This is a genomic window from Brevundimonas sp. UBA6550 (genome assembly GCF_002434505.1).
Lineage (GTDB): Bacteria > Pseudomonadota > Alphaproteobacteria > Caulobacterales > Caulobacteraceae > Brevundimonas.
Window position 1 is genome coordinate 318,918 of the sequence record NZ_DJKE01000001.1, and the last position, 23,848, is coordinate 342,765.

Genomic DNA, 23,848 nt, shown 5'->3' on the forward strand with positions numbered 1-23,848 from the left:
GGGTGGCGATCAGTGCTCGTCGCCCTTGACCACCGGCAGTTCGTTGAACTGGTGCGTCGGCGGCGGAGAGGACAGGGTCCACTCCAGGGTCGTGGCGCCCTCGCCCCACGGATTGGCCACGCCGGGCCGGCGACGGATCGCCGCCTCGGCCAGCATGATCAGGAACACCACCACGCCGACGGCCGTGATCGCATAGCCGATGGACGAGACGTGGTTCCACAGGGTGAAGGCGTCGGGATAGTCGATGTAGCGACGCGGCATCCCCTGCAGACCCAGGAAGTGCTGCGGGAAGAAGACCAGGTTCACGCCCACGAACATGATCCAGAAGTGCAGCGCGCCCAGGAACTCGTTATACTTCACCCCGAACATCTTCTCGAACCAGTAGTAGAAGCCCGCGAAGATGGCGAAGACGGCGCCCAGCGACAGCACATAGTGGAAGTGGGCCACCACGTAATAGGTGTCGTGCAGGCTGTAATCGATGCCGGCGTTCGACAGGACCACGCCGGTCACGCCGCCGACGGTGAACAGGAAGATGAAGCCGATCGCCCACAGCATGGGCGTCTTGAAGCTGATGGAGCCGCCCCACATGGTTGCGATCCAGCTGAAGATCTTCACGCCCGTCGGCACCGCGATGATCATGGTGGCGGCGATGAAATAGGCGCGCAGATTGATGCTCATGCCGACCGTGTACATGTGGTGCGCCCACACGATGAAGCCGACGAAGCCGATGGCCACCATGGCATAGGCCATGGCCAGATAGCCGAACACGGGCTTGCGGCTGAAGGTCGAGACGATGTGGCTGATGATGCCGAAGCCCGGCAGGATCAGGATGTACACTTCAGGGTGACCGAAGAACCAGAACAGGTGCTGGTACATGATCGGATCGCCGCCGCCGGCGGGATCGAAGAAGTGGGTGTGGAAGTTGCGGTCCGTCAGCAGCATGGTGATGGCGCCGGCCAGGACGGGCAGCGACAGCAGCAGCAGGAAGGCGGTGATCAGCACCGACCAGGCGAACAGCGGCATCCGGTGCAGGGTCATGCCCGGCGCGCGCATGTTCAGGATGGTGGTGATGAAGTTGATCGCGCCCAGGATCGAGCTGGCGCCCGCGACGTGAAGGGCGAAGATGGCCAGGTCGAAGGCGGGGCCGACGTGGCCCGTGGTCGACAGCGGCGGATAGGCCGTCCAGCCCCCGCCGAAGCCCTTGCCCGGTCCGCCGTCGACGAACATCGACAGGATCAGCAGGCACCAGGCGGCGACCAGCAGCCAGAACGAGATATTGTTCATGCGCGGGAAGGCCATGTCCGGCGCGCCGATCATGATCGGCACGAACCAGTTGCCGAAGCCGCCGATCATGGCGGGCATCACCATGAAGAAGATCATGATCAGGGCGTGGGCCGTGACCACGGCGTTGTAGCCGTGCTTGGACTGCTCGACGAGACCCAGGAGCTGGATCGAAGAGCCTTCCTTGAAGATCTGGATGCCCGGCTCGGCCAGTTCCCAGCGGATCAGACCCGACAGGGCGCCGCCCACGATGCCCGCCATGATGGCGAACATCAGATAGAGCGTGCCGATGTCCTTGTGATTGGTCGACAGGAACCAGCGGGTGAAGAAGCCCACCTTGTGGTCGTCGTGATGATGGTGGTCGTGGGCGTGACCGATGGAGGTCGCGTCACGGGTTACGGTAGCGTCAGCCATATGTCTGTTCGCCTCTTACTGGGCGGCCGGCGCGGCGGGCGCCGCGGCGGGAACGGGTTGGGCGCCGGGAGCGCCGGCGGGAGCGGCGGCCGCTTCCGGGGTCGCGGCGGCGGGCGTCTCGGCGGGCGCGGCAGGCGCGGCGGCGGTCGGCGCGGGCTCGGCGGCCTTGGGCGTCATAGAGCCGCCCTTGGAGGCCAGCCACTGTTCGAACTGGGCCTGGGTCACGACCCGGATCTCGATGGGCATGAAGGCGTGATCGACGCCGCACAGCTCGGAGCATTGGCCGTAGAAGACGCCGGTGCGCTCGGCCTTGAACCAGGTGGTGTTGATCCGGCCGGGCACCGCGTCGGTCTTCAGACCGAAGGCCGGCAGGGCGACGGCGTGGATCACGTCCGAGGCGGTGATGACCAGCTGGACCGTCTTGCCGACCGGCACGACCATCGGTTCGGTCGCCGCCAGGCGATAGGGCACGCCCCGCGCCTTGGCCTCGTCCTCGGGCAGCATGTTGGAGATGTATTCCGCCACGCCCTGGTCGGGGTATTCATAGGCCCAGTTCCACTGGTTGCCCGTGACCTTCACCGTCAGGTCCGGCTTGGGCATGTCGTGATAGGCGAACAGCAGCCGGAACGAGAACAGGGAAATGCCCGCCAAGATCAGGACCGGCATGACCGTCCAGATGATCTCGATGGTGGTGTTGTGGCTCCAGCGCGCCGGCGTCGGATTTGCCTTCTTGTTGTAGCGGAAGACGATCCAGGCCAGCAGGCCCAGCACCAACAGGGTGATGGCGGTGATGACGACCAGCAGCCCGTTGTGGAAGGCGATGGCGTCATGCTTCAGCGGCGAGGCCGCGGGCTGCAGGTCGATGCCCCCCGGCGTCGGCTGTCCCATCAGATCCTGCGCCCAGGTCGGCGCGGCGGCGAACACCGCCAATCCGGCGCCTAGAACGATGGAGGCCGCAGTCTCCCCCAGCGTCCTCCGGGCTCGCTTGCCCATCCCCATCGGAGTCTTCCCCATTAAACCGTTCTACAGCAGACACTTGCGAATGGCTCGCAAGTAATCACACTGGCGCGATTCCCACGCCCGGCGATCTTTTTGACCTATCGGATCGCCTTCGGCTTGCCAAGCGATCAACGCAGGCGCCGCCGCAAAGCCGCCAAAGATCGGCCATCCGGCGCACTCGATTAAATCGGTGTCATGTTTCGACAGCTACCTTGCACCGCCAGATACCTTGCCGTAATCAATCCCTGCACACAGGAGAGATCGCGGTGCCTGAAACCATCGAGATACAGTTGAAGAAAGGGGTGCTGGGCCTATGCGTCCTGGCGCTTCTGAGCCGGGCGGACAGCTACGCCTACGAGATCGCCAGCCGCCTGTCGGACGCGATCGACATGGGCGAAGGCACCATCTACCCCTTGATGCGGCGGATGCAGTCGGAGGGCCAGGTCGAGACATATCTGGTCGAATCCTCCGCCGGTCCCTCGCGCAAATACTATCGCCTGACCGAGGCGGGTCGCGCGGCCCTGGCCGCCCAGACCGCCGAATGGTCCGCCTTCACCAAGGCCGTCGACGCCATCGTGGCGAACGACGCCGATCAGGGAGCCGCCCAATGACGCGCGCCGATTTCATCAACCGCCTGAAGGACGGGCTGGTCGGCCTGCCGACCACCACGGCCAACGACATCGTCGCCGACTACCAGGCCCATTTCGACGACGGCCTCGCCGCCGGCCGCACCGAGGCCGAGGTCGCCGAAGCCCTGGGCGATCCGGTCCGCCTGGCCCGCGAGCTGAAGGCCGAGGCCGGCATCCAGCGCTGGCATCAGGAAAAGAACCCGTCCGCCGCCGCCGGCGCCGTCTTCGCGGTGCTGGGCCTGGGCGCCCTGGACATCCTGATCCTGCTGCCTCTGCTGATGGGGGTGGTCGGGACGGTGTTCGGCTTCTTCATCGCCGCCATCGGTCTGTTCGTCGCGGGCGGGGTGATCATGGTCGCCGGGCCCTTCGCCGGCTTCCCCGGCGGGCCGTTCGCGGCCATCCTGATGGGGCTGGGCCTGATGGCCGGATCGGTCTTCATCGGCGCCCTGCTGGCCATCTTCACCATCTGGCTGGTCAACGGCGTCGTCTGGTTCGCCCGCCTGCACTATCGCCTGCTCAAGCCCGCGCTTGAGCCCACCCCTGCTCAATCCACGCCTGTTTCGGGAGCTTCGGCATGATCCGCACCCTGTTCATCATCGCCGGCGCCGCCCTGGTGCTGTGCCTTGTCACCGTGGGCGGCGCCCTTGCCATCGGCGGCCACGACCTGCAGCGCCACGGCTGGGCCTGGACCTTCAAGGACGATGACGGCGAGACCGTCCGCTTCGAGCGGGTAAAAGGCGGCGGGACCGACGACATGGGCCCCTTCACCACCCGCACCCTGGCCTGGACGGGCGGCGAGACCCTGAGCGTCGATTCCAGCGTCGACGTCGAATACATCCAGGGCGACGCCAACTCCGTCGTCGTCACCGGACCCAAGGCCCTGGCCGACCGGGTGCAGATCGAGGACGGCCGCATTCGCCTGAGCGACGGTGACGAACGGGTCGTCTTCGGCTGGAACAGCGGAAACTTCTCGGCCCGGTCCGAACGCGACGAACTGAAAGTGGTCGTCACCGCCCCCACCGTGCGCCGCTTCGTCTCCAACGGTTCGGGCGACCTGACCATCGCCGGTTTCGACCAGCCGTCCCTGGCGCTGGACGTCTCGGGTTCGGCGGACGTCACGGCGACCGGCCGGATCCAGACCCTTGACCTCAGCATCAAGGGATCGGGCGACGCCGATCTCAGCGGCCTGGCGACCACCGACGCCAAGGTGGACATCTCGGGCTCCGGCAGCGCCAACATCGCCGCCACGGGCAAGGTGGACGTCGAGATCAACGGCTCGGGCGACGTCACCCTGTCCGGCCGCCCCGCCAAGCTGAACAGCAGCGTGTCTGGCTCTGGCCAGGTCAACCAGGAGTGATCGACGCAAAAGCGTCGAACGGTCAGGGGGCTGGTCCGACCAGCCCCCTTTCTTTTGACGCCCGACCGACCCTTGCGCCTTCACCCCCCGGTCCAGAACCGCTAAGTCGTCGCCATGACCTCCGCCCCCCTTCCCGACGCCGGCGCCAACTGGGTGGATCGCCATGCGCCGGAGGGGCTGAAACCCTGGCTGAAGCTGGGGCGGTTCGACCGGCCCATCGGCATCTGGCTGTTGCTGCTGCCCGGCTGGCAGGGGATCGCCCTGGCCTTGGCCCAGTATCGGCAGGCGCCCGGTCTCTATGATCTGTGGCTGTTCGTCGGCTTCGCGATCGGCGCCTGTCTGATGCGGGCGGCGGGCTGCGCCTTCAATGACATCGTGGACCGGGATTTCGACGCCAAGGTCGCCCGCACCGCCCAGCGCCCCATTCCGTCAGGCCGGATCAGCGTCAAACAGGCCTGGGCCTTCGTCGTGGCGTGCAGCCTGGTCAGCCTGATGATCCTGCTGACCCTGCCGACCGTCGCCATCCTGCTGGGGGTCGGGTCGCTGGCTCTGGTCGCGGCCTATCCCTTCATGAAGCGGATCACCTGGTGGCCCCAGGCCTGGCTGGGCCTGACCTTCAACTGGGGCGCCCTGATGGGGTTCGCCGCCGCCCTGCCGCTGGCGGCCGCGGCGTTGCTTCTGCCCGCCGACATCGCGGGCGAGTTCCGCCCCTTCCTGTGGTCCCCCGCCGGCGACAGCGGCCATGCCGTCGCCCTGGTCTGGCAGGCCTATGTCCCCGCCGTCCTGCTGTGGTTCGGCGGCGTCTTCTGGACCCTGGGCTACGACACCATCTACGCCCTTCAGGACATAGAGGACGACGCCATGATCGGGGTGAAGTCCTCGGCGCGGCGCCTGGCCTCGGCCGTGCGGCCCGGCGTCGCCGTCTTCTATGGTCTGGCGGTCGTCCTGGCCGGCGCGGCCGGGGCGGCCGGGGGGCTGGGGGCCGTCTTCTGGATCGGCCTGGTCGCCTACGCCGTCCATCTGGCGCGCCAGGTCGTCCGCCTGAACCCCGACGATGGCGCGCACGCGCTGAAACTGTTCAAGTCGAACCGCGAGGCCGGCCTTATCCTGCTGGCCGCCATCGCCCTCGGATTCATCACGCTGTGAAGGAAACGCTCATGACCTCCGCCCCCCGCATCCTGCTGCTGTCCGTCGCCGTCGCTGCGACCCTGGCTGCCTGCCAGCGTCGCGAGGAAAAGGCCCCCGCCCCCAAGGCCGCGCCGGCCCCAGCCGTCGCCGCCGACACCACGCCGGTCGGCTATGAGAGCAAGACCCCCTATGCCGATGTCAAACTGACCCTGCCCCAGACGGTCAAGGCCACGCCCGCCCTGCACGCCGCCCTCTATGCCGACATGGTGCGCGACCTGAAGCAGTTCGAGGAGGGCGCCCAGGCCGACCTCACCGAGGCCGGCGGCGGCTCCAACCCCTATGAAAAGTCCATCGCCTTCGCCCCCGGCGCCGAGACCGCCAAACTGGTCAGCCTGGCCCGCACCGATTTCGAGTTCACGGGCGGCGCCCACCCCAACACCAGCTTCGCCTCGGTGATCTGGGACAAGACGACCAACAAGCGCCTGGGCTTCGCCGATCTGTTCCGCCCCGGCGCCGATCTGGCCGTGCTGGACAAGGCCCTGTGCGCCGCCGCCAACGCCGCCAAACAGGCCCGCTCTCCGGGATCGGAGGCCGCGACCCTGGACGGCAAGATGTGGACCTGCCCCAAGGCCGTCTCCACCCCCTTCTTCCTGACGCCCGGCTCGACGCCCGGCAAGGCGGGGGGCGTGACCTTCCTGATGGGGCCGTATCAGATCGGCCCCTATTCGGACGGCCCCTACTGGATCGCCCTGCCTCAAAGCGCCTTCCGCGCCCTTGTGAACCCCGCCTACGCCGACCAGTTCGACGGCGCCCCGGTCAAGGCCGGCGACGTGACGCCGAAGAACGGCTGACGCTCAGAAATCCTCCCCCGCCTGCGGGGGAGGGGGACCCCGAAGGGGTGGAGGGGGCGGGCGCCGCACCAGCGTCACCCCAGCCACCGGGACCGTTTCCGCCCCCTCCACCCCGCTTTGCGCGGTCCCCCTCCCCCGTTTCGCTACGCTGCTCGGGGGAGGATCGGCGTCACCTCGCCAAGAACGCATCCACCAGTTCGGCGAACCGCGCCGGCTGATCGGTCATGATGAAATGCCGCGATCCATCCACGCGGATCAGCGTCACCCCCGGCAGGGCCGCATACTCCCGCCCCCACATCCCGTCGGCCATCGCCCCCGGCGCCCCGCCGTCCGCATCGGCGGCATAGAGGGCCGTCACGGGCGTCGTCATGGCCGCAAGGCCCGGCCGCGCATCGGTGGTCATCACATCCTTCATGGCCGAGGCGACGGCGTGTCGGTCGCTGGCCATCGACCAGGCGACGATGCGCCTCTGTTCTTCAGGCGTTCGCGACAGGGCCTTCGCCGTCGCCTCCTGCTGGGTGCGGAAGGCGGCCTCGTCGGCGCCCAGGATCATGGCGGCCGCCTGGTCCGCGAACGGCCTGGCGCTCTCGGCCGTCGCGGTCGGGCCGAACAGGGCGCTGTAGAAGGGCAGGGAATCCACCGTCATCACCCGCCCGACCAGGCCCGGTTGCTGCTGCGCCAGCAACAGGCCGCTCAAGCCGCCCATCGAATGGCCGATCACCGCCGGCCGGTTCAGCCCCGCCTCACGGATATAGCGGGCCAGTTCCTCGACCTCCGGCTGGACGAAGGCGCCGTCGCCATGCGTCCAGGCCTCGCCCGCGAACCCGGCCAACTGCACCAGATGCACCCGGTGCGTCGCCTTCAGCCGATCCGCCGTCGCCCGCCACACCTCGTGCGAGGAGGCCAGGCCGGGGATCAGGATCACGTCCGGCCCCTGACCCACGACCTGGACCGACAGCCGGTCCGAGACGAAGGGCGCGGCGGCGACCGCAGGGGTTTGGGCCGGGGTTTGGGATTCGGCGCGCGCCGGTTCGTTGGCGACGCAGCAGGCGATGGCGACGCCGATCAGGACGGCGAGGCGTGCAGGCGGGCGCACGCCCCTGCAAGCGCGAGGGAGCTTCGTCATGGCAGTCTCCAATTGTAAGGTTATTCTGACTTTTCGTTCAGCCCGCGTGCGGGTTCTCGAATATCTCTTCGACCGGCCGTTCGAAGGTCGCGGCGATGCGGTAGGCCAGGTCCAGCGAGGGGTCGTGCCGCTCGGTCTCCAGCGCGATCACCGCCTGGCGCGAGACGCCCAGCGCCTGGCCCAGCTGCTCCTGCGTCCACCCACGCTCGACGCGCAGCAGTTTCAGACGGTTCTTCATCGGCTGGTCTTTATGAAGGGCGAGACGACGCCGTACATGGCCCAGAACACCGGCACGATCAGCCAGGTCTGAACATGCGGCGCGCGGGCGAAACTCTCGCCAAAACCCCAGAAGGTTGCGATCGCCAGCGTCAAACCGGCCGCCACGATGAACTGTTTGGCGGTCACGCCGCGCACGAACTCGTCGCTCTCGCGCATCAGCGCCAGGGTCGCCCAGATCTGACCGATCACCGGCGCGGACAGCACCGCCGCCAGCCCCCAGGCCGCCGGCTTGCCCACGATCTCATCGAATGCTTCCGTCGTCATCATCGCCACGCAGATCGCGACATAGGGCGCGGTGAACGCCATCGTTCGGATCACATAGCGCCGATGCGCGGGCGTTCCGGTCTTCCATGCGGTGAACATCTGCACCTCCTGTTGTAAGGCCAACCTGACATCGACCACATGTCATGTCAACCTGACTTTTTGTCAGGACAGCCCAACATTCACCCATCGCTTCTCCAGACCCGCCGATGGCGTTAGGATGCGCCATGCCCGCCGCCCCGCGCATCGCCCCGTCGGTTCTGTTCACGTCTCAGGAATGGGCGCCCTTCCAGACACGTTCGGCCTGGGCCGGCCCGCTGCTGGTCGTGCATTGCTGGGTGGTGATCGCCCTGGCCGTGGCGGCGGGCGTCGCCCTGCCCTGGCTGATCCCGCTGTGCGTCATGATCGTCGGGACCCGCCAGTTGGGCCTGGCCATACTGATGCACGAGGCGGCGCACGGTGGTCTGTCCAAATCGCCCCGCCTGAACGATTTTCTGGGCCATTGGCTGTGCGCTGTGCCCATCGGCGCATCCTTGGCGGCCTATCGCCCCTATCACCTGACCCATCACCGCTTCGCCCAGCAGGCTGAGGATCCCGACCTGATGCTGTCGGCGCCCTTCCCCGTCAGCCCGGCCTCCTTGCGGCGCAAGCTGATCCGCGACCTGACGGGCCAGACCTTCTTCAAGCAGCGGGTGCTGCTGCCGCTGGCGCAGCGTCGTGAGACCCGGCCCGCGGGGGCGACCCATGATTACGAGGCCGTCGTGACGGGCCGGTCCATCCTGCCCTTCCTGATCTTCAACGCCGTTCTGCTGGCGGGCTTCGTCGCGGCGGGGCTCTGGTGGGCCTTCTTCGTCCTGTGGCTGCTGCCGATGGCGACCTGGTTTCCGATGGTGACGCGGCTGAGGAACATCGCCGAACACGCCTGCGTCGAGGGCTCGGCCGTCGATCCCTTCCGCGCCGCCCGCACCACCCGCGCCGCCTGGTGGGAGCGCGCCTTCATCGCCCCCTACTGGGTCAACTTCCACGCCGAACATCATCTGTTCATGCATGTGCCCTGCTGGAAGCTGCCCGCCCTGCACCGCGCCATTCACGCCAGACCCCAGGCCCAGGCGATGGAGGTCTCGCCGGGCTATCTGGACGTGATCCGAACCGCGACCCGCCGCCCCGCATGACGATCACGGACTTCGCCGCCTTCATCCGCAATAACACGCGGCTGCAGACCGTGCCGCACGCGCCGGAGATTTCCCTGTGGCTGGCCGACGAGATCACCCCGATCTGGCGGCTGACGGAGGAGGAGCTGGGCGAGATGGGCGTGCCGCCGCCCTTCTGGGCCTTCGCCTGGGCGGGCGGGCAGGCATTGAGCCGCTACCTGCTTGACCATCCGCATGAGACCGCCGGCAAGCGGGTGCTGGATTTCGCCGCCGGCTCGGGTCTTGTCGGCGTGGCGGCGATGAAGGCGGGCGCGGCCTCGGTCCTGTGCGCCGACATCGACCCCTTCTGCCAGGCCGCCGTCGCCGCCAATGCGACCGCCAACGGGGTGACGCTGGCCTTCACACAGACCAATCTGCTTGACGCCCCGCCGCCGGAGGTCGAGGTGATCTGCGCCGGCGACATCTGTTACGAACGCCCGATGACCGACGCCGTCCTGGCCTGGCTGGCCCAGGCCCGCGCCCGGGGGACGCGCGTCCTGATCGGCGATCCGGGGCGCACCTATTTCCCACAAACGGGCCTGGATTTCCTGGCCGAATACCGCGTCCCGACCTCGCGCGAACTGGAGGACCAGGAGATCAAACGGTCCTCCGTCTGGGCCATGCCTTAGACGGCCCTCGCTTAAGCGGATTGGCCTTCGTGCCGGCCCTCGCCGAATTCCTCGATCATCTTGGCGTTGAAGGCCGGGATGTCGTCGGGGCAGCGGCTGGTGACCAGGCCCTGATCCACCACCACCTCCTCGTTGACCACATTGGCCCCGGCGTTCTTCAGGTCGGTGCGGATGCTCTCGAACGCCGTCATCGTGCGCCCCTCGACCACCCCCGCCTCGATCAGCAGCCAGGGTGCGTGACAGATGGCGGCGACCGGCTTGCCCGCATCGAAGAAGGCCCGCACGAAGGCGACCGCATCCGCATCGGCGCGCAGCAGGTCGGGGTTGGCCACCCCGCCCGGCAGCAGCAGGGCCGAATAGGCCGAGGCGTCCACCGCCGCCACCGCCTTGTCCGCCGTCACCTTCTCGCCCGGCGTCAGATGGTCGAAGCCCTGAAACTCCCCGGCCTTCAGCGACACGATCTCCACCACCGCGCCCGCATCCTTCAGCGCCTTCATCGGTTCATTCAGTTCGATCAGCTCGACGCCGTCGGTCGCCAGGATGGCGACGGTCTTGCCGGAAAGGGTCTGGGCCATGGGACATGCTCCGTTTTTGAAAGGGGTTCGGCGCGATGAACCCACGGCAAGTCAAAGGGTTGCGGCTCCGCTTGGCGCAAACGACCGTCCGCCCCACATATCCTCCATGCGAATGCTCCTGACCCTGACGACCCTGCTGGCGGCCGCCGCGACGCCCGTCCTGGCCCAGACCTATCCCCTGCCCGGTCGCCCGTACGGCGCCTATCCGGGCGGCGTCCCCGCCGCCATCGCCGACCAGCATCGCTATGAGAACGACCGCCTGCGCGCCCAGGCCCAATCGAACGCCGACCAGGCCCGCCAGCAGCAGATCGAGACCCAGCTTCGCCTGCGCGCCATCGAATCCGCACGCGGGTCGACGGCGCCGTCCGCCCTGCCGCCCCGGCCCCTCTATGGCCCCGAGCAGGAGCGGGCGCTGCGCCAATCCGCCGCCGAACGCCGCCAGGAAACCGCGCAAGGCGTCAGTCAGATCGACGCCTGGCTGGACCGTCCGCATTAAGGCGACGCATCCCTTCCCTCTCCCCCGCGTTCCGGCCTAGCTTAGGCAGGGATCAGGCGGAGAACGACATATGCAATGGCAGGGCGGACGGACGGGCGGCGGGGTCGAGGACCGGCGCGGCATGGGCGGCGGCGCCATCGCGGGGGGCGGCATCGGCGTGGGCGTCCTGGCCCTGATCGGCTATTTCGTCTTCGGCATAGACCCGTCCACCACGACCCAGCTGGCCAGTCAGCTTGGCGGCGTGGGCGCCTCGGAACAGCAGGGACAGGTCGGCACGCCCGAGGATCAGGCCGGTCGCTTCGTCGACGTCATCGGCGCAAACATCAACGATGTCTGGGCGCAGAAGCTGAACGGCTATCAGCCGCCGAAGGTCGTGATCTACGAACAGGGTACGGGGACAGGCTGCGGCTATGGCCAGTCGGCCATGGGCCCCTTCTACTGCCCCAACGACAAGACCGTCTATCTGGACCTGGGCTTCTGGCAGGAGATGGAAACCCAACTGGGCGCATCCGGCGCCGACTTCGCCCGCGCCTATGTCATCGCCCATGAGTTCGGCCACCACGTCCAGACCCTGACGGGAACCTCGGATCAGGTTCGCCAGGCCCAGCAACGCGCAAGCGGCCAGGGCGAGGCCAATCGCTATTCCGTCGCGCTGGAGCTTCAGGCCGACTGCTACGCCGGTGTCTGGGCCAAGAACGCCTCGGCCGTCTCCAACGGTCAGGTGGCGCTGGAGCCCGGCGACATCGAGGAAGGCATGAAGACCGCCCAGGCCATCGGCGACGACACCCTGCAACGGCGCGGCGGCGGGCGCGTCTCGCCCGAAAGCTTCACCCACGGCTCCTCGGCCCAGCGGGTCGAATGGCTGCAGCGCGGCTATCAGTCGGGCGACCCCGCATCCTGCGACACCTTCGGCGGCGCCTGATCGCCGCCTGTTCCCGACAACGACTGATTGACTGATTATGCATGACCGCGCCGGCCTGACCGCACGCCCCGAAGACCTGATCGACCTGGACGCCCTGCTCGGCGCCTATGAGACCGTGCGGCCGGACATGGCCGACCCGATGCAGCGGGTGGTGTTCGGCACCTCAGGCCATCGGGGCTCCAGTCTGGACGGCGCCTTCAACCAGGCTCACATCCTGGCCATCGCCCAGTCCATCGCCGAATACCGCGCGGCGCAAGGCGTCGACGGCCCGCTGTTCCTGGCCCGCGACACCCACGGCCTGTCCGAGCCGGCCTTCCGCACGACGCTGCAGGTGCTGGTCGCCAACGGGCTCGAGGTGCTGATCGACGCCCGCGACGGCTTCACCCCGACGCCGGCCGTATCGCACGCCATCCTGACCCACAACCGCACGAATGCGCGTCAGGCGGACGGCGTTCTGATCACCCCGTCGCACAATCCGCCGCGCGACGGCGGCATCAAATACAATCCCCCCTCGGGCGGCCCGGCAGGCAGCGAGGCCACCGCCGCCATCGCCGCCCGCGCCAACCAGTTGATCGAGGGCGGCCTGCAAGAGGTGCGCCGCGTCCCGTTCGCCCAGGCCCATGCGGCGGCCGGCCGTTTCGACTACCTGTCCGCCTATATCGACGACCTGCCCAGCGTGCTGGACCTGGACGCCATTAGAAACGCCGGGGTTCGCATCGGCGCCGATCCGCTGGGCGGCGCCGCCGTCGCCTATTGGGGCGAGATCGCGGATCGCCACCGACTGGACCTGACCGTGGTCAACGATACCGTCGATCCGCGCTGGGCCTTCATGCCATTGGACGCCGACGGCAAGATCCGCATGGACTGTTCGTCGCCCTCGGCCATGGCCGGACTGATCGGCATGATGCAGGGCGGCTCGGCCTATGACGTCGCCTTCGGCAACGACGCCGACGCCGATCGCCACGGCATCGTCACGCCCGACACGGGCCTGATGAACCCCAACCATTTCCTGGCCGCCGCCATCACCTATCTGTTCGCCAACCGACCCGGCTGGGGCGCGGACGTGGCGGTGGGCAAGACCCTGGTCTCGTCGTCCATGATCGACCGCGTCGTCGCCGGCATGGGCCGCCGCCTCTTGGAGGTGCCCGTCGGCTTCAAGCATTTCGTGCCCGGCCTCTTGGATGGAACGGTCGGTTTCGGCGGCGAGGAATCGGCCGGGGCGTCCTTCCTGCGCCACGACGGCACGGTCTGGACCACCGACAAGGACGGCATACTGCTGTGCCTGCTGGCCGCCGAGATCCAGGCCCGCACGGGGCGCAGCGCCAGCCAGCTCTACGCCGGTCTGACGGATCAGTACGGCGCCCCCGCCTACGCCCGCGTCGACGCGCCCGCGACCCGCACGGAAAAGGCCCGCCTGGCCGCCCTCAGCCCCTCGGACGTGACCGCCACAACCCTGGCCGGGCAGACCATCACCGACATCCTGACCAAGGCCCCCGGCAACGGCGAGGCCATCGGCGGCCTGAAGGTGGTCACCGCCGACGCCTGGTTCGCCGCCCGTCCCTCGGGCACCGAGGATGTCTACAAGATCTACGCCGAATCCTTCCTCGGCCCCGACCATTTGGCCCAGGTTCAGGACGAGGCCAGGGCCGTGGTGGCGACGGCGCTGGCGGGCTGAAGCCCATGAGCGTCCGCCGCTTCCAGATTTTCTCGGACTATTTCCAGTTCTACGTCTGCGACGAAACCTACGTCACCGACACCGCCGCCTTGTGGAGCGCGGACAGCGACCCGATGCTGGCCGTCGGCCCCGACCTGATCGCTATCGGCACGGTTCGCAACATGCTGGTGCCGGTCGAGCTTGAAATCCTGCCCGCCGAACCGGCGCCCGACCCGAGCGCCTGGGACCAGGTCCGCGACTGCGGCCTCAGCCTGGCCAGCGGCGCGCTGATCGTATTTGGCTGCACCGACGATCCGTACGCGGCCCTGCGCATCGCCGCGCCCGCCGGCGACTATGCCGCCCGCGTTTCCCACGGCGGACTGGACACCCTGTCCGAAGACGGGCTGGACGGCGACGACCGCTATCGCATCCAGCTCTGGCCCGGCCCGGTGCGTCCCGTGACCGTGGTCAAAGGCCCCGCCTGAAGGGTTCAGATCAAACCCTCGATCCATGCCCTCAGCGGATTGGCGGGATCGGACAGCAGTTTGATCACCATGCCGATGCAGATCACCACCAGCAGCGGCCGGATCAGCCGGGGTCCGAACCGCATGGCGGCGTGCGATCCCATCCAACCGCCCATGACCTGACCTGCCGCCATGATCAGGCCGACGGCCCACAGCACATGGCCGCCAACGGCGAACACCACCACAGACACCAGCTGGAGAAGTTCAGCGCCTTGGTGTGGGCCGTCGCCCGGGTCAACCCCATCCCCATCAGGGTCACCAGGGCCAGGGCGAAGAAGGACCCCGCGCCGGGCCCGAAGAAGCCGTCGTAGAAGCCGATCCCGCCCGCCACGGCCCCGAAGGCGAAGGGCGTCAGCCGCGCATGGACATCCTCGTCGCTGGCCTTGGGTCCGATCAAAAAATAGACCGCGATCCCCGCCAGCAGCAGCGGCAGCAGCACCATCAACCAGGTCGCATCGACGAAACTGACCACCACCGCGCCCAGGGCCGCGCCGACCACGGTGGCGATCAGCGGCCATTTCAGCAGGGCGAAGTCGATCCGCCCCTTGCGCCAGAAGGTCCAGGTCGCCGAGGCCGTGCCGAAACTGCCCTGAATCTTGTTGGTGGCGATGGCCGCCACCGGATTGACGCCGACCGCCAGCAACACCGGCACGGTGATCAGGCCGCCGCCCCCGGCGATGGCGTCCACGAACCCCGCCGCCACGGCTGCGGCGAACAACAGGGCGATGATTTCCGGGGCGAAGTCGATCATGGCGCGGACCTAGGCCGTTCGCCGCCGCCGATCCAGCCTCAATCGGTCAGGCCCCGACCGTGATCTGCATCGACCGTTCCACGAACAGGCGCGGGCCGCGCAGGTCCAGGACGACCCGGCGATCCTCGAACGCCGCCATGCCCACCAGGGCCTTGGGAAAGCCCGGCACGGCCACGTCGTCATAGATGGCCACGGCCGCCTGCCGATACAGTTCGTCGCCGATGGTCAGGGTGCGGACGATCACCGTCTCGGCGCCCACCACGCCGCCCAGGACGATGCTCTGGCCTGGCGTCCGCGCACGTCCGTCCAGCAGGCCCGCCGCCTGGGCCGTCTCGCGCGTGACGGCCAGCACGGCCGAGGCGCCGGTGTCGATCACCGCATCGACCGCCGCCCCCTCCACCGTGATCGCCGCCTGCAGCGCCTTGCCCGCCCGCGTCACCGCGACGGACGCAAGCCCCGGCGGCGGGGTCCAGCCCGCTCGCGATGTCAGCCTGATCCGCCGCTTGCGCGTATCCAGATCCAGGATCAGTTCGCGCAGCACGTCCTGGCCCAGGATCAGGGGCGCGCCCAGCCCCTTGTCGCTGGCCAGCGGCCCCAGCCCCAGGATGGCGGCGCGCAAACCCGCCAGCCGCACCCCCTGCGGGCCGCCGATCGCGACGTCCAGCGTCGCGCCGCGCCCGACCTGGGCCTGGCCGCCGACCCCATAGGCCACCATGGGGATGTCGAACACCTGGGTCAGGCCCAGCGTCTCGACCAGCGAACGGTCGATCACCGAATACTGCGCCCCGGAATCGATCAGCGCCCGCACAGGCCGCCCATTCACCGAGACCTCGACCGTCGGGGTGCTGGAGCGCGGCTCGGCATAGGGCATCCAATCGCTCGCCCCGGCCGCCGGAAAGACCACCGTCGGCCCTTTCCACAGCACATGGTCGCGCAGCCACCAGGCCCCGCCCACGCCGCCGGCGATCAGCCCCAGCCGGATCAGAAGATCGCGTCGTCTCATGCGCCAGACATGGACCGTCGCGGCGGCGGGCGCCAGCGGGGCGATGTCGCAACGTCCGTTCTCTCGCCCCTTCCTAGCCGTCATCCTCGCCCTTGTGGCGAGGATCCATACTCCCGGTGTCAGCATTGGCCCACTGCGGGGCGCCGGGCTTATGGATCCCAGGGACAAGCCCTGGGGATGACGATAACCCGGGGGACAGGGAAAGGCATGGAATTGCCCTGAGCCGCCAATCTTGCCCTGTCGATGCGGCTACACCGTCACAACACCCCAGAACCCGACAAAATCATCCCCGTTGCGGCCAGAAACCGGGTGACGCCGCGCCGTTCGCTGGTTACGACCAAGCCGCCATGACGACTTCCAGCGCCCGCTACGTCTCGACCCGAGGCCGATCGCCCGAAACCGATTTCGCCGACGCCCTGCTGCGCGGCATCGCGCCCGACGGCGGCCTCTATATGCCGAACGCCTGGCCGACCCTGTCGCCCGACGCCTGGACCGGCGCAGCGGACTACAAGGCCATCGCCCTTCAGGTTCTGACGCTCTTCGTCGGCGACGCCCTGCCGGCCAGCGCGCTGGACCGGGCGCTGGATCGCGTGATCGCCGGCTTCGACCATCCGCTGGTCACGCCCCTGGTCGAGCTGGAGCCGGGGCTGTTCGTGCTGGAGCTGTTCCACGGCCCGACCGCCGCCTTCAAGGACCTGGCGATGCAGCTGGTCGCCAGTCTGACGGACGAGGCCCTGGCCGCCTCGGGCGAGCGGCTGACCATCCTGACCGCCACGTCGGGCGACACCGGCGCCGCCGCCGTGCGCGCCTTCGCCGGGGCGAAATCCGTCGATCTGGTCGTGCTGCACCCGCTGGATCGCGTCTCGCCGATCCAACGCAAACAGATGACGACGGTCCAGGCCGACAATGTGCTGAACCTGGCCGTGCGCGGCGATTTCGACGACTGCCAGCGGCTGGTGAAGGGGCTGCTGGCCGACGACGCCCTGCGCGCGCGCGGCCGCCTGTCGTCGGTCAACTCCATCAACTGGGCGCGGCTGGCGGGCCAGATCCCCTATTACGTCTCCGCCACCGCCCAGTTGCGTCAGGCCGCAACCTTCGTCGTCCCGACCGGCAATTTCGGCGACGCCTTCGCCGGCATCGCCGCGACACGGATGGGCCTGCCGTCCAACGGCTTCGTCGCGGCGGTGAACCAGAACGACGCCCTGGCCCGCGCCCTGAACGACGGCCTCTATTCGCGCCGTCCGGCGGTCGAGAGCGGCAGCGTCTCCATGGACGTCCAGGCCCCGTCCAACTTCGAACGTCTGGTGTTCGAGGCGACCGGCCGCGACGCCGAGGCCACCCGCGCTGTGTTCGAAACCTTCGCCCGCGACGGCGCCGCAGCCTTCGATCCGGCCCTGCTGGCGGCCCTGCGTTCCGAAGTCTCCGCCGTCTCCATCGACGAGGACGAGACCCGCGCCGAGATCGCCCACGCCTATGAGGCCTGGGGCCGTATCGTCTGCCCGCACACGGCCGTCGCCCTGGCCGCCGCCCGGCGGCAGGATCGCGCCAGGAGGCCGGTCGTCGCCCTGTCCACCGCCCATCCGTCCAAGTTCGGCGCCTTCGTCTCGGACGTGCTGGGCGTCGAACCCGAACCCGCAAACGTCATCGCCGCCCTGGGCGATCAGCCCGAGCGGTTGACGGTCGTCGATGGAACGATGGCGGCGGCGCGAGATGCGGTGGCGGCCTTTTCAGGCCGCCACTGAACCGACCTCAGCGACGATTGCCGCCGGTCAGGGCGCGCAGGAGCAACAGGCCGACGCCGGCGACCGACAGGGTCGTGACCAGCGGACGCTTGCGCGCCTCGGCCGCCACGGTGCGGGCCTTGTCGCGATAGTCGGCGGGCGCCTTTTCGACCAGGCGATCCACGGCGTCCATGGCCTTGCCGAAGGTCTCCAGCGACTTGCCCTTGGCGTCGTTGAACGCGCCTTCGACCTGCATCTTCTGGTCGCCGACCAGATTGCCGAAAGCCTTCTGCGTCTTGCCCTGCGCCTGCGAAGCGGCGCCGTTGATCTGTTCGTCGGTCATGATGTCATCCTCGGGGAGAGCGGCGGTTTTCGCCGTTGCACATCAAAATCCCGGTTACGCTTTCGGTTCCAGCGACGCTTCGGCGCAGGCCCGCTTTCACGCCGGCTCCACCGCCCGCCAGTGGTCCAGGCGGCGCAGGAAGACGGCCGGGTCCTTGGGCGTGACCAGGTTGGCCGGGTCGTGGAAGATGCGGTCGTGCAGCCGCGTGACCGTGAAGCGCAGGGCGGCGGCCTCGCCCAGGCGCGGCAGGGCGGCGCGCTCGGGGAGGCTCAGCGGCCGCACGGCCTCGTAGCCGCGCTGGAAGGCCGCCAGGGCCTCGGGCATGGGCCGTCCCTCGGCGTCGAAGCCCCAGGCCGACAGGGCGATGGCCAGGTCGTAGGCGAAGGCGCCGTCGCAGCCGAAGTAGAAGTCGATGACCGCCGACACCGCCCCGTCCGCGAACAGCACATTGTCGGGGAAATAGTCGGCGTGGATCGCCCCGCCCGGCAGGTCGTCCGTGAACGGATCGCCCAGCCGCGTCAGCGCCGCCTGGACCTGTTTCAACAGGACACGGTCCGTGTCCGAGGCGCGCGGGGCGCCCTCGGCGCACCGATCCGCCAACCGCCGCCAGACGGCCGGCCCCACGGGATTGGCGCGACGCAGGGGAAAATCGGCCGCCGTCTGGTGCAGGCGCGCCAGAACCGCGCCCGCCGCCGCCTGATCCGCCGCATCGGGATGGCGCAGCCAGGCGCCGGTCTTCCATTCGATCACCGCCGCCGCGCGGTCGTTCAGCCGCCCCAGCCAGCCGCCCGACCGATCCGAAATCGGCATGGGGCAGGAAAAGCCCCGCCCCGCCAGATGGGCCGTCAGTCCCAGGCAGAACGGCAGGGAGGCGGCGTCGGTCCGCCCCTCGAACAGGGTCAGGACGAACCGTCGCGCCGCGCCGTCCTGCAGCGTCTCCAGCCGATAGTTGGTGTTCTCCACCCCCTCGGCGATGGCGGTCAGCGACACCGCCTCGCCGATGTCATAGCCGGTCAGAAAGGCGCGCGCCTGTTCCAGGGAAACGGAGGTGAAGACGGCCATGGACCTAGTTCAGGCCCGCATCGGCGCGGCGCGCACGCACGATCTCGGCCAGGTCCGCCATGATGCTCTCGGTCGTGGCCCAGCGCCCGGCGCCGCGTCCGCGACAGCGCCAGACCCGACCGTCCGCGCCGTAAACCTTCAGCGCATTGCCCTCGCCGCACAGGTTGGAGAACAGCGGATCGCCGTGGTCGGCGTTCAACGACACCGACGGGCTGATCACCCCGTCCTTCAGATGGGCGGCGCCGATCTGGCGCACCCCGCCCTCGGCGGAGGTGGCCTCGGTCAGGTGGTCGCGCGGCACGTCGCCATCGGGCGACCGGCCGAACGCCTCGTGGCACAGCAGCCGCACCTTGGCCGCCGCATCCAGCCCTTCCAGGTCCGACGAGGGGTCTTCCTCGGCGAAGCCCGCCGCGCGGGCGTCGGCCAGGGCCTCGCCGAAGGCCGCGCCGTCGCCCAGACGCTCCAGCATGAAGTTGACCGTGCCGTTCAGCACCGCCTCGAAGCCGACCACCTCGCCCGCCGCGCGGGCGGCGCGGACCGTCTCGACCATCGGCGCCCCGCCGCCGACCGAGGCCGACCAGAAGACGCGACGGCCGTGCTGTCGGGCCAGATCCTGCAGCCCGCCGGGATCGCGGCTGACCGCCTGTTTGTTGGCGCTGGCCACGTCGCAGCCGGCCTCCAGCGCGGCGCGGATCACCGCATGGCCCGCCTCGCCTTCCGACAGGGCCTCCAGCACGATGTCAGGTTTGCGTGACAGCAGCTCATCGGCGCTGGCCGTGAACAGAGAGGGCGGACAGGCCACGTCGCGCGGCTTCTTCGGATTACGCACCAGCACGCCCACCACGTCGTATCGCGGATCGACCAGCAGCCGGCCCAGGACCCCGCCGCCCACCACGCCGCAGCCGGCGACGGCCACCTTCAGCGGCGGCAGGGCCGGGGCCGGTCCGGGGGGCGCCGACTTGTCGCCGATCACCGTGCCGTCGGCCCGATCAAGCGCCGCCACCTCGATCTCCACCCCCCGGCTTTCGCCCAGGTCGATGGCGTCGTGCTGCACCAGGGCGCCGCCCAGCTTGCGCGCCACATCCCAGGAGGCGCGGCGATAACGCAGGGCCGGGGCCGTCTTGTCGTTGGGGTCGTGATCGTAGAGACCGTCCACATCCTTGACCAGCCGCACCTTCTTCAGCCCCAGCTCGGCCGCCAGGAAGACCGCCGTCAGGTCCGATCCGCCGCGTCCCAGCAGGGCCACCCGCCCGTCGGGCCGCACGGCGCCGAAGCCGGGCACCACCACCACCTCGTGCCGATCCAGCGCCTGTTTCAGATGGTCGGGCCGCAGGCCGCAGGGGCGCGAATGCTCCGGCTCGCCTTCCGCCACGATGCCCAGTTCGCGCACCGACAGGGCGCAGGCGTCCAGGCCGATCCGGTCGCAGGCGATGGCGACCAGGGCCGCCGACTTCTCCTCGCCCAGGGCCACATAGCCGGGCAGGAGGTCGTTGGAATGGGCCAGGCCCAGCGCCCGCGCCTCGCCCAGCAGCCGATCCGTCGCCCCGCCGAAGGCCGAGACCACCGCCACCACCTTTCGCCCCGCCCGCACATGGCCATAGACGGCCGAGGCGACCAGCGGCGCCTCCGCCGGGCTGCGCAGGATGGACGAGCCGAACTTCAGCACCACCACCTCGGGCGCGGGATCGGCGGCGAGCCGACAATCGGGATCGAGCGGTTCGGATTTCTCTACGACGGCGAGGGAGGCGGACATCGGGGTTCTCGGATTTCTGTGGGGAGCGTGGGGTGAAAAGAAAAACCCCGCCTGGCGGACCGGGCGGGGTTCGGGTTCTGCGTTCGCCTGTGTTCGGCGTGCTAAACTCGTCCCGCCCGACTGGGCATGGTGGTGGCGCCGGTCGTGCCGCCGATAATGGTTCCGCCGAGGATCGCGCCCATGCCGAAGACCGTCGCGGCGGCGCCGGCGACGGTGGAAACTTCGGCGATGAACGAGCGCTGCAGCACGGGACAGGTCCGGTTGAAATCTTCGCCTAGGGTGATTGGCGCACCCCCGGTCTGTCAAGCGCCCTTGGATGATTTTTTCACGACAAGGCGATTTCGGCCCGTTTCACACCCGATGCGGTCATGCCACGCCCGCATATAGGTGGAATTTTCCGCTTGACCGGCGCCGCCTGTTTGATCAACGTAAAGTCACTCATCAAGACCGGCTGAGGGATTAGGCCCTTTGACGCCGGGGCAACCATCGGGTTCCGCCCGAAACGGTGCCAACTCCTGCGGGGTCCTTCGGGCCGCGAGAGATGAGTGGAGCATCGACGAGGCGACGCTCCACGATCTGTCACCGCATCGAGACCTTGCTGAGGCGAGAACGATGCGGACGACGATTGATGACCCTGGCTGAAACATCCCTGCTTGAAGAGCCCTTCTGTCGGCCCCAGCCGATCGACACGCCGGTTGTGCGCGAACCGACGCGCGAACGCGGCGGCGCCCGCGACGTCATCGTGCCCATCCCCGCCGACTTCCGCCTGGCTTCGGGCGAAAAGCTGAACCAACCCAATATCGTGGGTCGTCTGCACGGCCGCGTCGGGGCGCCTGTCGTCGTCGTCGCCGGCGGCATTTCGGCCGGGCGTTTCGTTCACCGCACCGAGACCAACGGCCTGGGCTGGTGGTCGGGCGCCGTGTCGGTGCGCGGCCCCATCGACCTGAGCCGATTCCAGGTTCTGGCCGTCGATTTCGCCCCCGGCGCCGAGTTCCTGGCTGCGCCCGTCACCATCACCACCCACGACCAGGCGCGCCTGCTGGCCCTGGTGCTGAACCATCTGAGGATCGAGCGGGTCGCCGCCTTCGTCGGCTGCTCTTACGGCGGCATGGTCGGCCTGGCCTTCGCCGAACTGTTCCCCGACTGGGCCGAACAGCTGATCGTGGTGTCCGCCGCACACCGCGCCCATCCCCAGGCCACCGCCTGGCGCGGCATCCAGCGCCGCATCCTGCAGTTCGCCGTCGCAGCCGGCCGCCCGGAGGAAGGCGTCGCCCTGGCCCGCGAACTGGCCATGACCACCTATCGCACGGCCGAGGAGTTCCACGACCGGTTCGAGACCACCGCGCCCACGGCCGTCGGCGGCGCCTATCCCGTCTGCGACTATCTGACGGCGCGGGGCCAGGCTTACCGCACCCACACCACCCCGGCCCGCTGGCTGTCGATGTCCGATTCCCTGGATCGCCACAGCGTGACCCCCGAGGCCATCAAGACCCCGGTCACCCTGATCGGCTTCACCTCCGACCGTCTAGTCCCGATCGACGACATCCGCGAACTGGCCGCGCGGTTGCCGACCCTGTGGCGCTTCGTCGAGGCGCCCTCCCTCTTTGGCCACGACGCCTTTCTGAAGGAGGACGCCTTCGTCGGCGACATCCTCCGCGCCGCCTTCAAGGACATCAAAGCATGACTTCCCGTCCCGCCAATCCGCACACCATCGCCGCCCGCACGGGCGTGGATTCGGACACGGCCCACGGCGCGGTCATGCCGCCGCTCTATCTGTCGTCCAACTATTCCTTCGCCGGCTTCGAGCAGAAGCGGAAGTACGACTACAGCCGCTCGGGCAACCCTACCCGCGACGTCCTGGCCGAGACCCTGACCGAGCTGGAAGGCGGCGCGGGCGCCGTCATCACCGCCACCGGCATGGCCGCCGTCGACCTGCCCCTGGCCCTGCTGGAGCCGGGCGATCTGCTGATCGCGCCGCACGACTGTTACGGCGGCACCTGCCGCCTGCTGAACGCCCGCGCCAAGAAGGGGCATTTTGAACTGCTGCTGGTCGATCAGGGCGATCCCGTCGCCTTCGAGGCCGCCTTGGCGCTGAAGCCCAAGCTGGTTCTGGTCGAGACCCCGTCCAACCCGCTGCTGCGCCTGGTCGATGTCGCCGACATCTGCACCCGCGCCCATGCGGCGGGCGCCAAGGTCGTCTGCGACAACACCTTCCTGTCGCCAGCGCTGCAGAACCCGATCAAGCTGGGCGCCGACTTCGTGGTCCACTCGACGACCAAGTTCATCAACGGCCATTCCGACGTGGTCGGCGGCGCGGTCATCTCGGCCGACGCCGAGGATCATCAAACCCTGGCCTGGTGGGCCAACTGCACCGGCGTGACCGGCTCGCCCTTCGACGCCTATCTGACCCTGCGCGGCGTGCGGACCCTGTTCGCCCGTATCGAACGGCAACAGGCCACCGCCAGCAAGATCGCGGAGCTTCTGAACGCCCACCCGGCGGTCAAGGCCGTCCACTATCCGGGTCTGAAGTCGCACCCCAGCCATGCCCTGGTCGCCGCCCAGCAGGCTGGCCCCGGCGCCATGCTCAGCTTCGAGCTGGAAGGCGGGACCGAGGCCGTGCGCGATCTGGTCGAGACGCTGGAGATCTTCACCCTGGCCGAATCGCTGGGCGGCGTCGAAAGCCTGATCGCCCACCCCGCCACCATGACCCACGCCGCCATGACGCCGGAGCAGCGCGCCACCGCCGGCATCGGCGACGGTCTGGTCCGCCTGTCGGTCGGGCTGGAGCACGTCGAGGACCTGATCGCCGACCTGTTCCCGGCGCTGGACGCCCTGGCGCCCGCCAAGGCGGAAGCCGCATAAGTTTTCGCTTGCAGAGGGGACCGAACCGGGGCAAATGC

At 68.9% G+C, this 23,848-nt stretch carries 25 protein-coding genes, 1 pseudogene and 1 riboswitch; of the genes and pseudogenes, 14 read left to right on the forward strand and 12 right to left on the reverse strand.

The annotated features are described in order from the left end of the window. Positions 1 to 9: 9 nt before the first annotated feature. Together ctaD and coxB are read right to left on the reverse strand one after the other, a co-directional pair. Positions 10 to 1,695, reverse strand: a complete 1,686-nt coding sequence (gene ctaD, locus B3Z70_RS01520) for a cytochrome c oxidase subunit I (RefSeq protein WP_292044471.1) — start codon at positions 1,693 to 1,695, stop codon at positions 10 to 12. A 15-nt stretch (positions 1,696 to 1,710) separates the two neighbouring features. Next, complete coding sequence (coxB, locus tag B3Z70_RS01525) at positions 1,711 to 2,694, reverse strand: cytochrome c oxidase subunit II (RefSeq protein WP_292044472.1); 984 nt, start codon at positions 2,692 to 2,694, stop codon at positions 1,711 to 1,713. Between the two features lie 266 nt (positions 2,695 to 2,960). Between coxB and B3Z70_RS01530 the strand changes: the two genes are divergently transcribed. From B3Z70_RS01530 to B3Z70_RS01550, 5 genes are all read left to right on the forward strand, one after another. After that, a complete protein-coding gene (locus B3Z70_RS01530; protein ID WP_087120506.1) occupies positions 2,961 to 3,305 on the forward strand; it encodes a PadR family transcriptional regulator in 345 nt (114 codons plus the stop codon). Continuing rightward, positions 3,302 to 3,901: a DUF1700 domain-containing protein gene (locus B3Z70_RS01535; protein ID WP_292020273.1), complete on the forward strand. Its 600-nt coding sequence runs from the start codon at positions 3,302 to 3,304 to the stop codon at positions 3,899 to 3,901. The genes B3Z70_RS01530 and B3Z70_RS01535 overlap by 4 nt, the downstream gene beginning before the upstream one ends. Next, entirely contained in the window at positions 3,898 to 4,680 is a 783-nt protein-coding gene (locus B3Z70_RS01540) for a GIN domain-containing protein (RefSeq protein WP_292020271.1), read from the forward strand. Before B3Z70_RS01535 ends, B3Z70_RS01540 begins: the two co-directional genes overlap by 4 nt. Before the next feature lie 114 nt (positions 4,681 to 4,794). Then, positions 4,795 to 5,826 (forward strand): UbiA family prenyltransferase, encoded by a 1,032-nt coding sequence (locus B3Z70_RS01545; protein WP_292020270.1) that lies wholly within the window; start codon positions 4,795 to 4,797, stop codon positions 5,824 to 5,826. Positions 5,827 to 5,837: 11 nt separating this feature from the next. Continuing rightward, positions 5,838 to 6,659 carry a DUF3298 and DUF4163 domain-containing protein gene (locus B3Z70_RS01550; protein ID WP_292020268.1) on the forward strand — a complete coding sequence of 274 codons (822 nt, stop codon included), beginning with the start codon at positions 5,838 to 5,840 and terminating at the stop codon, positions 6,657 to 6,659. A gap of 169 nt (positions 6,660 to 6,828) precedes the next feature. Here the strand turns inward: B3Z70_RS01550 and B3Z70_RS01555 are convergent, their stop codons facing one another. From B3Z70_RS01555 to B3Z70_RS01565, 3 genes are read right to left on the reverse strand one after another with little or no spacing between them, the layout of a single operon-like run. Further along, positions 6,829 to 7,785: an alpha/beta fold hydrolase gene (locus tag B3Z70_RS01555; protein ID WP_292020267.1), complete on the reverse strand. Its 957-nt coding sequence runs from the start codon at positions 7,783 to 7,785 to the stop codon at positions 6,829 to 6,831. 37 nt (positions 7,786 to 7,822) lie between these two features. Beyond that, positions 7,823 to 8,023 carry a helix-turn-helix transcriptional regulator gene (locus B3Z70_RS01560; protein ID WP_292020264.1) on the reverse strand — a complete coding sequence of 67 codons (201 nt, stop codon included), beginning with the start codon at positions 8,021 to 8,023 and terminating at the stop codon, positions 7,823 to 7,825. Further along, positions 8,020 to 8,427 carry a hypothetical protein gene (locus tag B3Z70_RS01565; protein WP_292020262.1) on the reverse strand — a complete coding sequence of 136 codons (408 nt, stop codon included), beginning with the start codon at positions 8,425 to 8,427 and terminating at the stop codon, positions 8,020 to 8,022. Before B3Z70_RS01565 ends, B3Z70_RS01560 begins: the two co-directional genes overlap by 4 nt. Before the next feature lie 125 nt (positions 8,428 to 8,552). Here B3Z70_RS01565 and B3Z70_RS01570 point away from each other — a divergent pair, with 125 nt between their 5' ends. Next, positions 8,553 to 9,497, forward strand: coding sequence for a fatty acid desaturase family protein (locus B3Z70_RS01570; RefSeq protein WP_292020261.1), 945 nt, complete (start codon positions 8,553 to 8,555; stop codon positions 9,495 to 9,497). Next, positions 9,494 to 10,144 carry a class I SAM-dependent methyltransferase gene (locus B3Z70_RS01575; RefSeq protein WP_292044474.1) on the forward strand — a complete coding sequence of 217 codons (651 nt, stop codon included), beginning with the start codon at positions 9,494 to 9,496 and terminating at the stop codon, positions 10,142 to 10,144. Before B3Z70_RS01570 ends, B3Z70_RS01575 begins: the two co-directional genes overlap by 4 nt. An 11-nt stretch (positions 10,145 to 10,155) precedes the next feature. Here B3Z70_RS01575 and B3Z70_RS01580 read toward each other — a convergent pair whose 3' ends face one another. After that, positions 10,156 to 10,719, reverse strand: coding sequence for a type 1 glutamine amidotransferase domain-containing protein (locus B3Z70_RS01580; RefSeq protein ID WP_292020257.1), 564 nt, complete (start codon positions 10,717 to 10,719; stop codon positions 10,156 to 10,158). A gap of 106 nt (positions 10,720 to 10,825) precedes the next feature. On the opposite strand from B3Z70_RS01580, the gene B3Z70_RS01585 reads away from it, so the two are divergent. From B3Z70_RS01585 to B3Z70_RS01600, 4 genes are all read left to right on the forward strand, one after another. Next, positions 10,826 to 11,215, forward strand: coding sequence for a hypothetical protein (locus B3Z70_RS01585; RefSeq protein ID WP_292020255.1), 390 nt, complete (start codon positions 10,826 to 10,828; stop codon positions 11,213 to 11,215). A gap of 70 nt (positions 11,216 to 11,285) precedes the next feature. After that, on the forward strand, positions 11,286 to 12,137 hold the full coding sequence (gene ypfJ / locus B3Z70_RS01590) for a KPN_02809 family neutral zinc metallopeptidase (protein ID WP_292020252.1): 852 nt from the start codon (positions 11,286 to 11,288) through the stop codon (positions 12,135 to 12,137). A 34-nt stretch (positions 12,138 to 12,171) separates the two neighbouring features. Continuing rightward, a complete protein-coding gene (pgm, locus tag B3Z70_RS01595; protein ID WP_292044527.1) occupies positions 12,172 to 13,812 on the forward strand; it encodes a phosphoglucomutase (alpha-D-glucose-1,6-bisphosphate-dependent) in 1,641 nt (546 codons plus the stop codon). A gap of 5 nt (positions 13,813 to 13,817) precedes the next feature. Then, the gene (locus B3Z70_RS01600; protein ID WP_292020251.1) at positions 13,818 to 14,276 is read left to right on the forward strand and encodes a hypothetical protein; all 459 of its coding nucleotides are present in this window, start codon (positions 13,818 to 13,820) and stop codon (positions 14,274 to 14,276) included. 5 nt (positions 14,277 to 14,281) lie between these two features. On the opposite strand, the pseudogene B3Z70_RS01605 reads toward B3Z70_RS01600, so the two are convergent. Beyond that, positions 14,282 to 15,066, reverse strand: a pseudogene (locus B3Z70_RS01605) (TSUP family transporter). A gap of 46 nt (positions 15,067 to 15,112) precedes the next feature. Beyond that, positions 15,113 to 16,069, reverse strand: coding sequence for a retropepsin-like aspartic protease (locus B3Z70_RS01610; RefSeq protein WP_292020247.1), 957 nt, complete (start codon positions 16,067 to 16,069; stop codon positions 15,113 to 15,115). Between the two features lie 347 nt (positions 16,070 to 16,416). Between B3Z70_RS01610 and thrC the strand changes: the two genes are divergently transcribed. Further along, positions 16,417 to 17,811 carry a threonine synthase gene (gene thrC, locus B3Z70_RS01615; protein WP_292044476.1) on the forward strand — a complete coding sequence of 465 codons (1,395 nt, stop codon included), beginning with the start codon at positions 16,417 to 16,419 and terminating at the stop codon, positions 17,809 to 17,811. A 7-nt stretch (positions 17,812 to 17,818) separates the two neighbouring features. Here the strand turns inward: thrC and B3Z70_RS01620 are convergent, their stop codons facing one another. From B3Z70_RS01620 to B3Z70_RS01635, 4 genes are all read right to left on the reverse strand, one after another. Then, on the reverse strand, positions 17,819 to 18,133 hold the full coding sequence (locus tag B3Z70_RS01620; RefSeq protein ID WP_292044478.1) for a CsbD family protein: 315 nt from the start codon (positions 18,131 to 18,133) through the stop codon (positions 17,819 to 17,821). Positions 18,134 to 18,229: 96 nt separating this feature from the next. Further along, positions 18,230 to 19,195 carry a homoserine kinase gene (gene thrB, locus B3Z70_RS01625; protein ID WP_292044480.1) on the reverse strand — a complete coding sequence of 322 codons (966 nt, stop codon included), beginning with the start codon at positions 19,193 to 19,195 and terminating at the stop codon, positions 18,230 to 18,232. 4 nt (positions 19,196 to 19,199) lie between these two features. Continuing rightward, positions 19,200 to 20,948 (reverse strand): homoserine dehydrogenase, encoded by a 1,749-nt coding sequence (locus tag B3Z70_RS01630; RefSeq protein ID WP_292023021.1) that lies wholly within the window; start codon positions 20,946 to 20,948, stop codon positions 19,200 to 19,202. Between the two features lie 101 nt (positions 20,949 to 21,049). Then, positions 21,050 to 21,196 (reverse strand): hypothetical protein, encoded by a 147-nt coding sequence (locus B3Z70_RS01635; RefSeq protein WP_292023023.1) that lies wholly within the window; start codon positions 21,194 to 21,196, stop codon positions 21,050 to 21,052. A gap of 187 nt (positions 21,197 to 21,383) precedes the next feature. Next, positions 21,384 to 21,496: riboswitch (SAM riboswitch) on the forward strand. Between the two features lie 80 nt (positions 21,497 to 21,576). Between B3Z70_RS01635 and metX the strand changes: the two genes are divergently transcribed. Further along, on the forward strand, positions 21,577 to 22,632 hold the full coding sequence (gene metX, locus B3Z70_RS01640) for a homoserine O-succinyltransferase MetX (protein ID WP_292023025.1): 1,056 nt from the start codon (positions 21,577 to 21,579) through the stop codon (positions 22,630 to 22,632). After that, a complete protein-coding gene (gene metB, locus B3Z70_RS01645; protein WP_292023028.1) occupies positions 22,629 to 23,810 on the forward strand; it encodes a cystathionine gamma-synthase in 1,182 nt (393 codons plus the stop codon). The genes metX and metB overlap by 4 nt, the downstream gene beginning before the upstream one ends. Positions 23,811 to 23,848 lie beyond the last annotated feature (38 nt).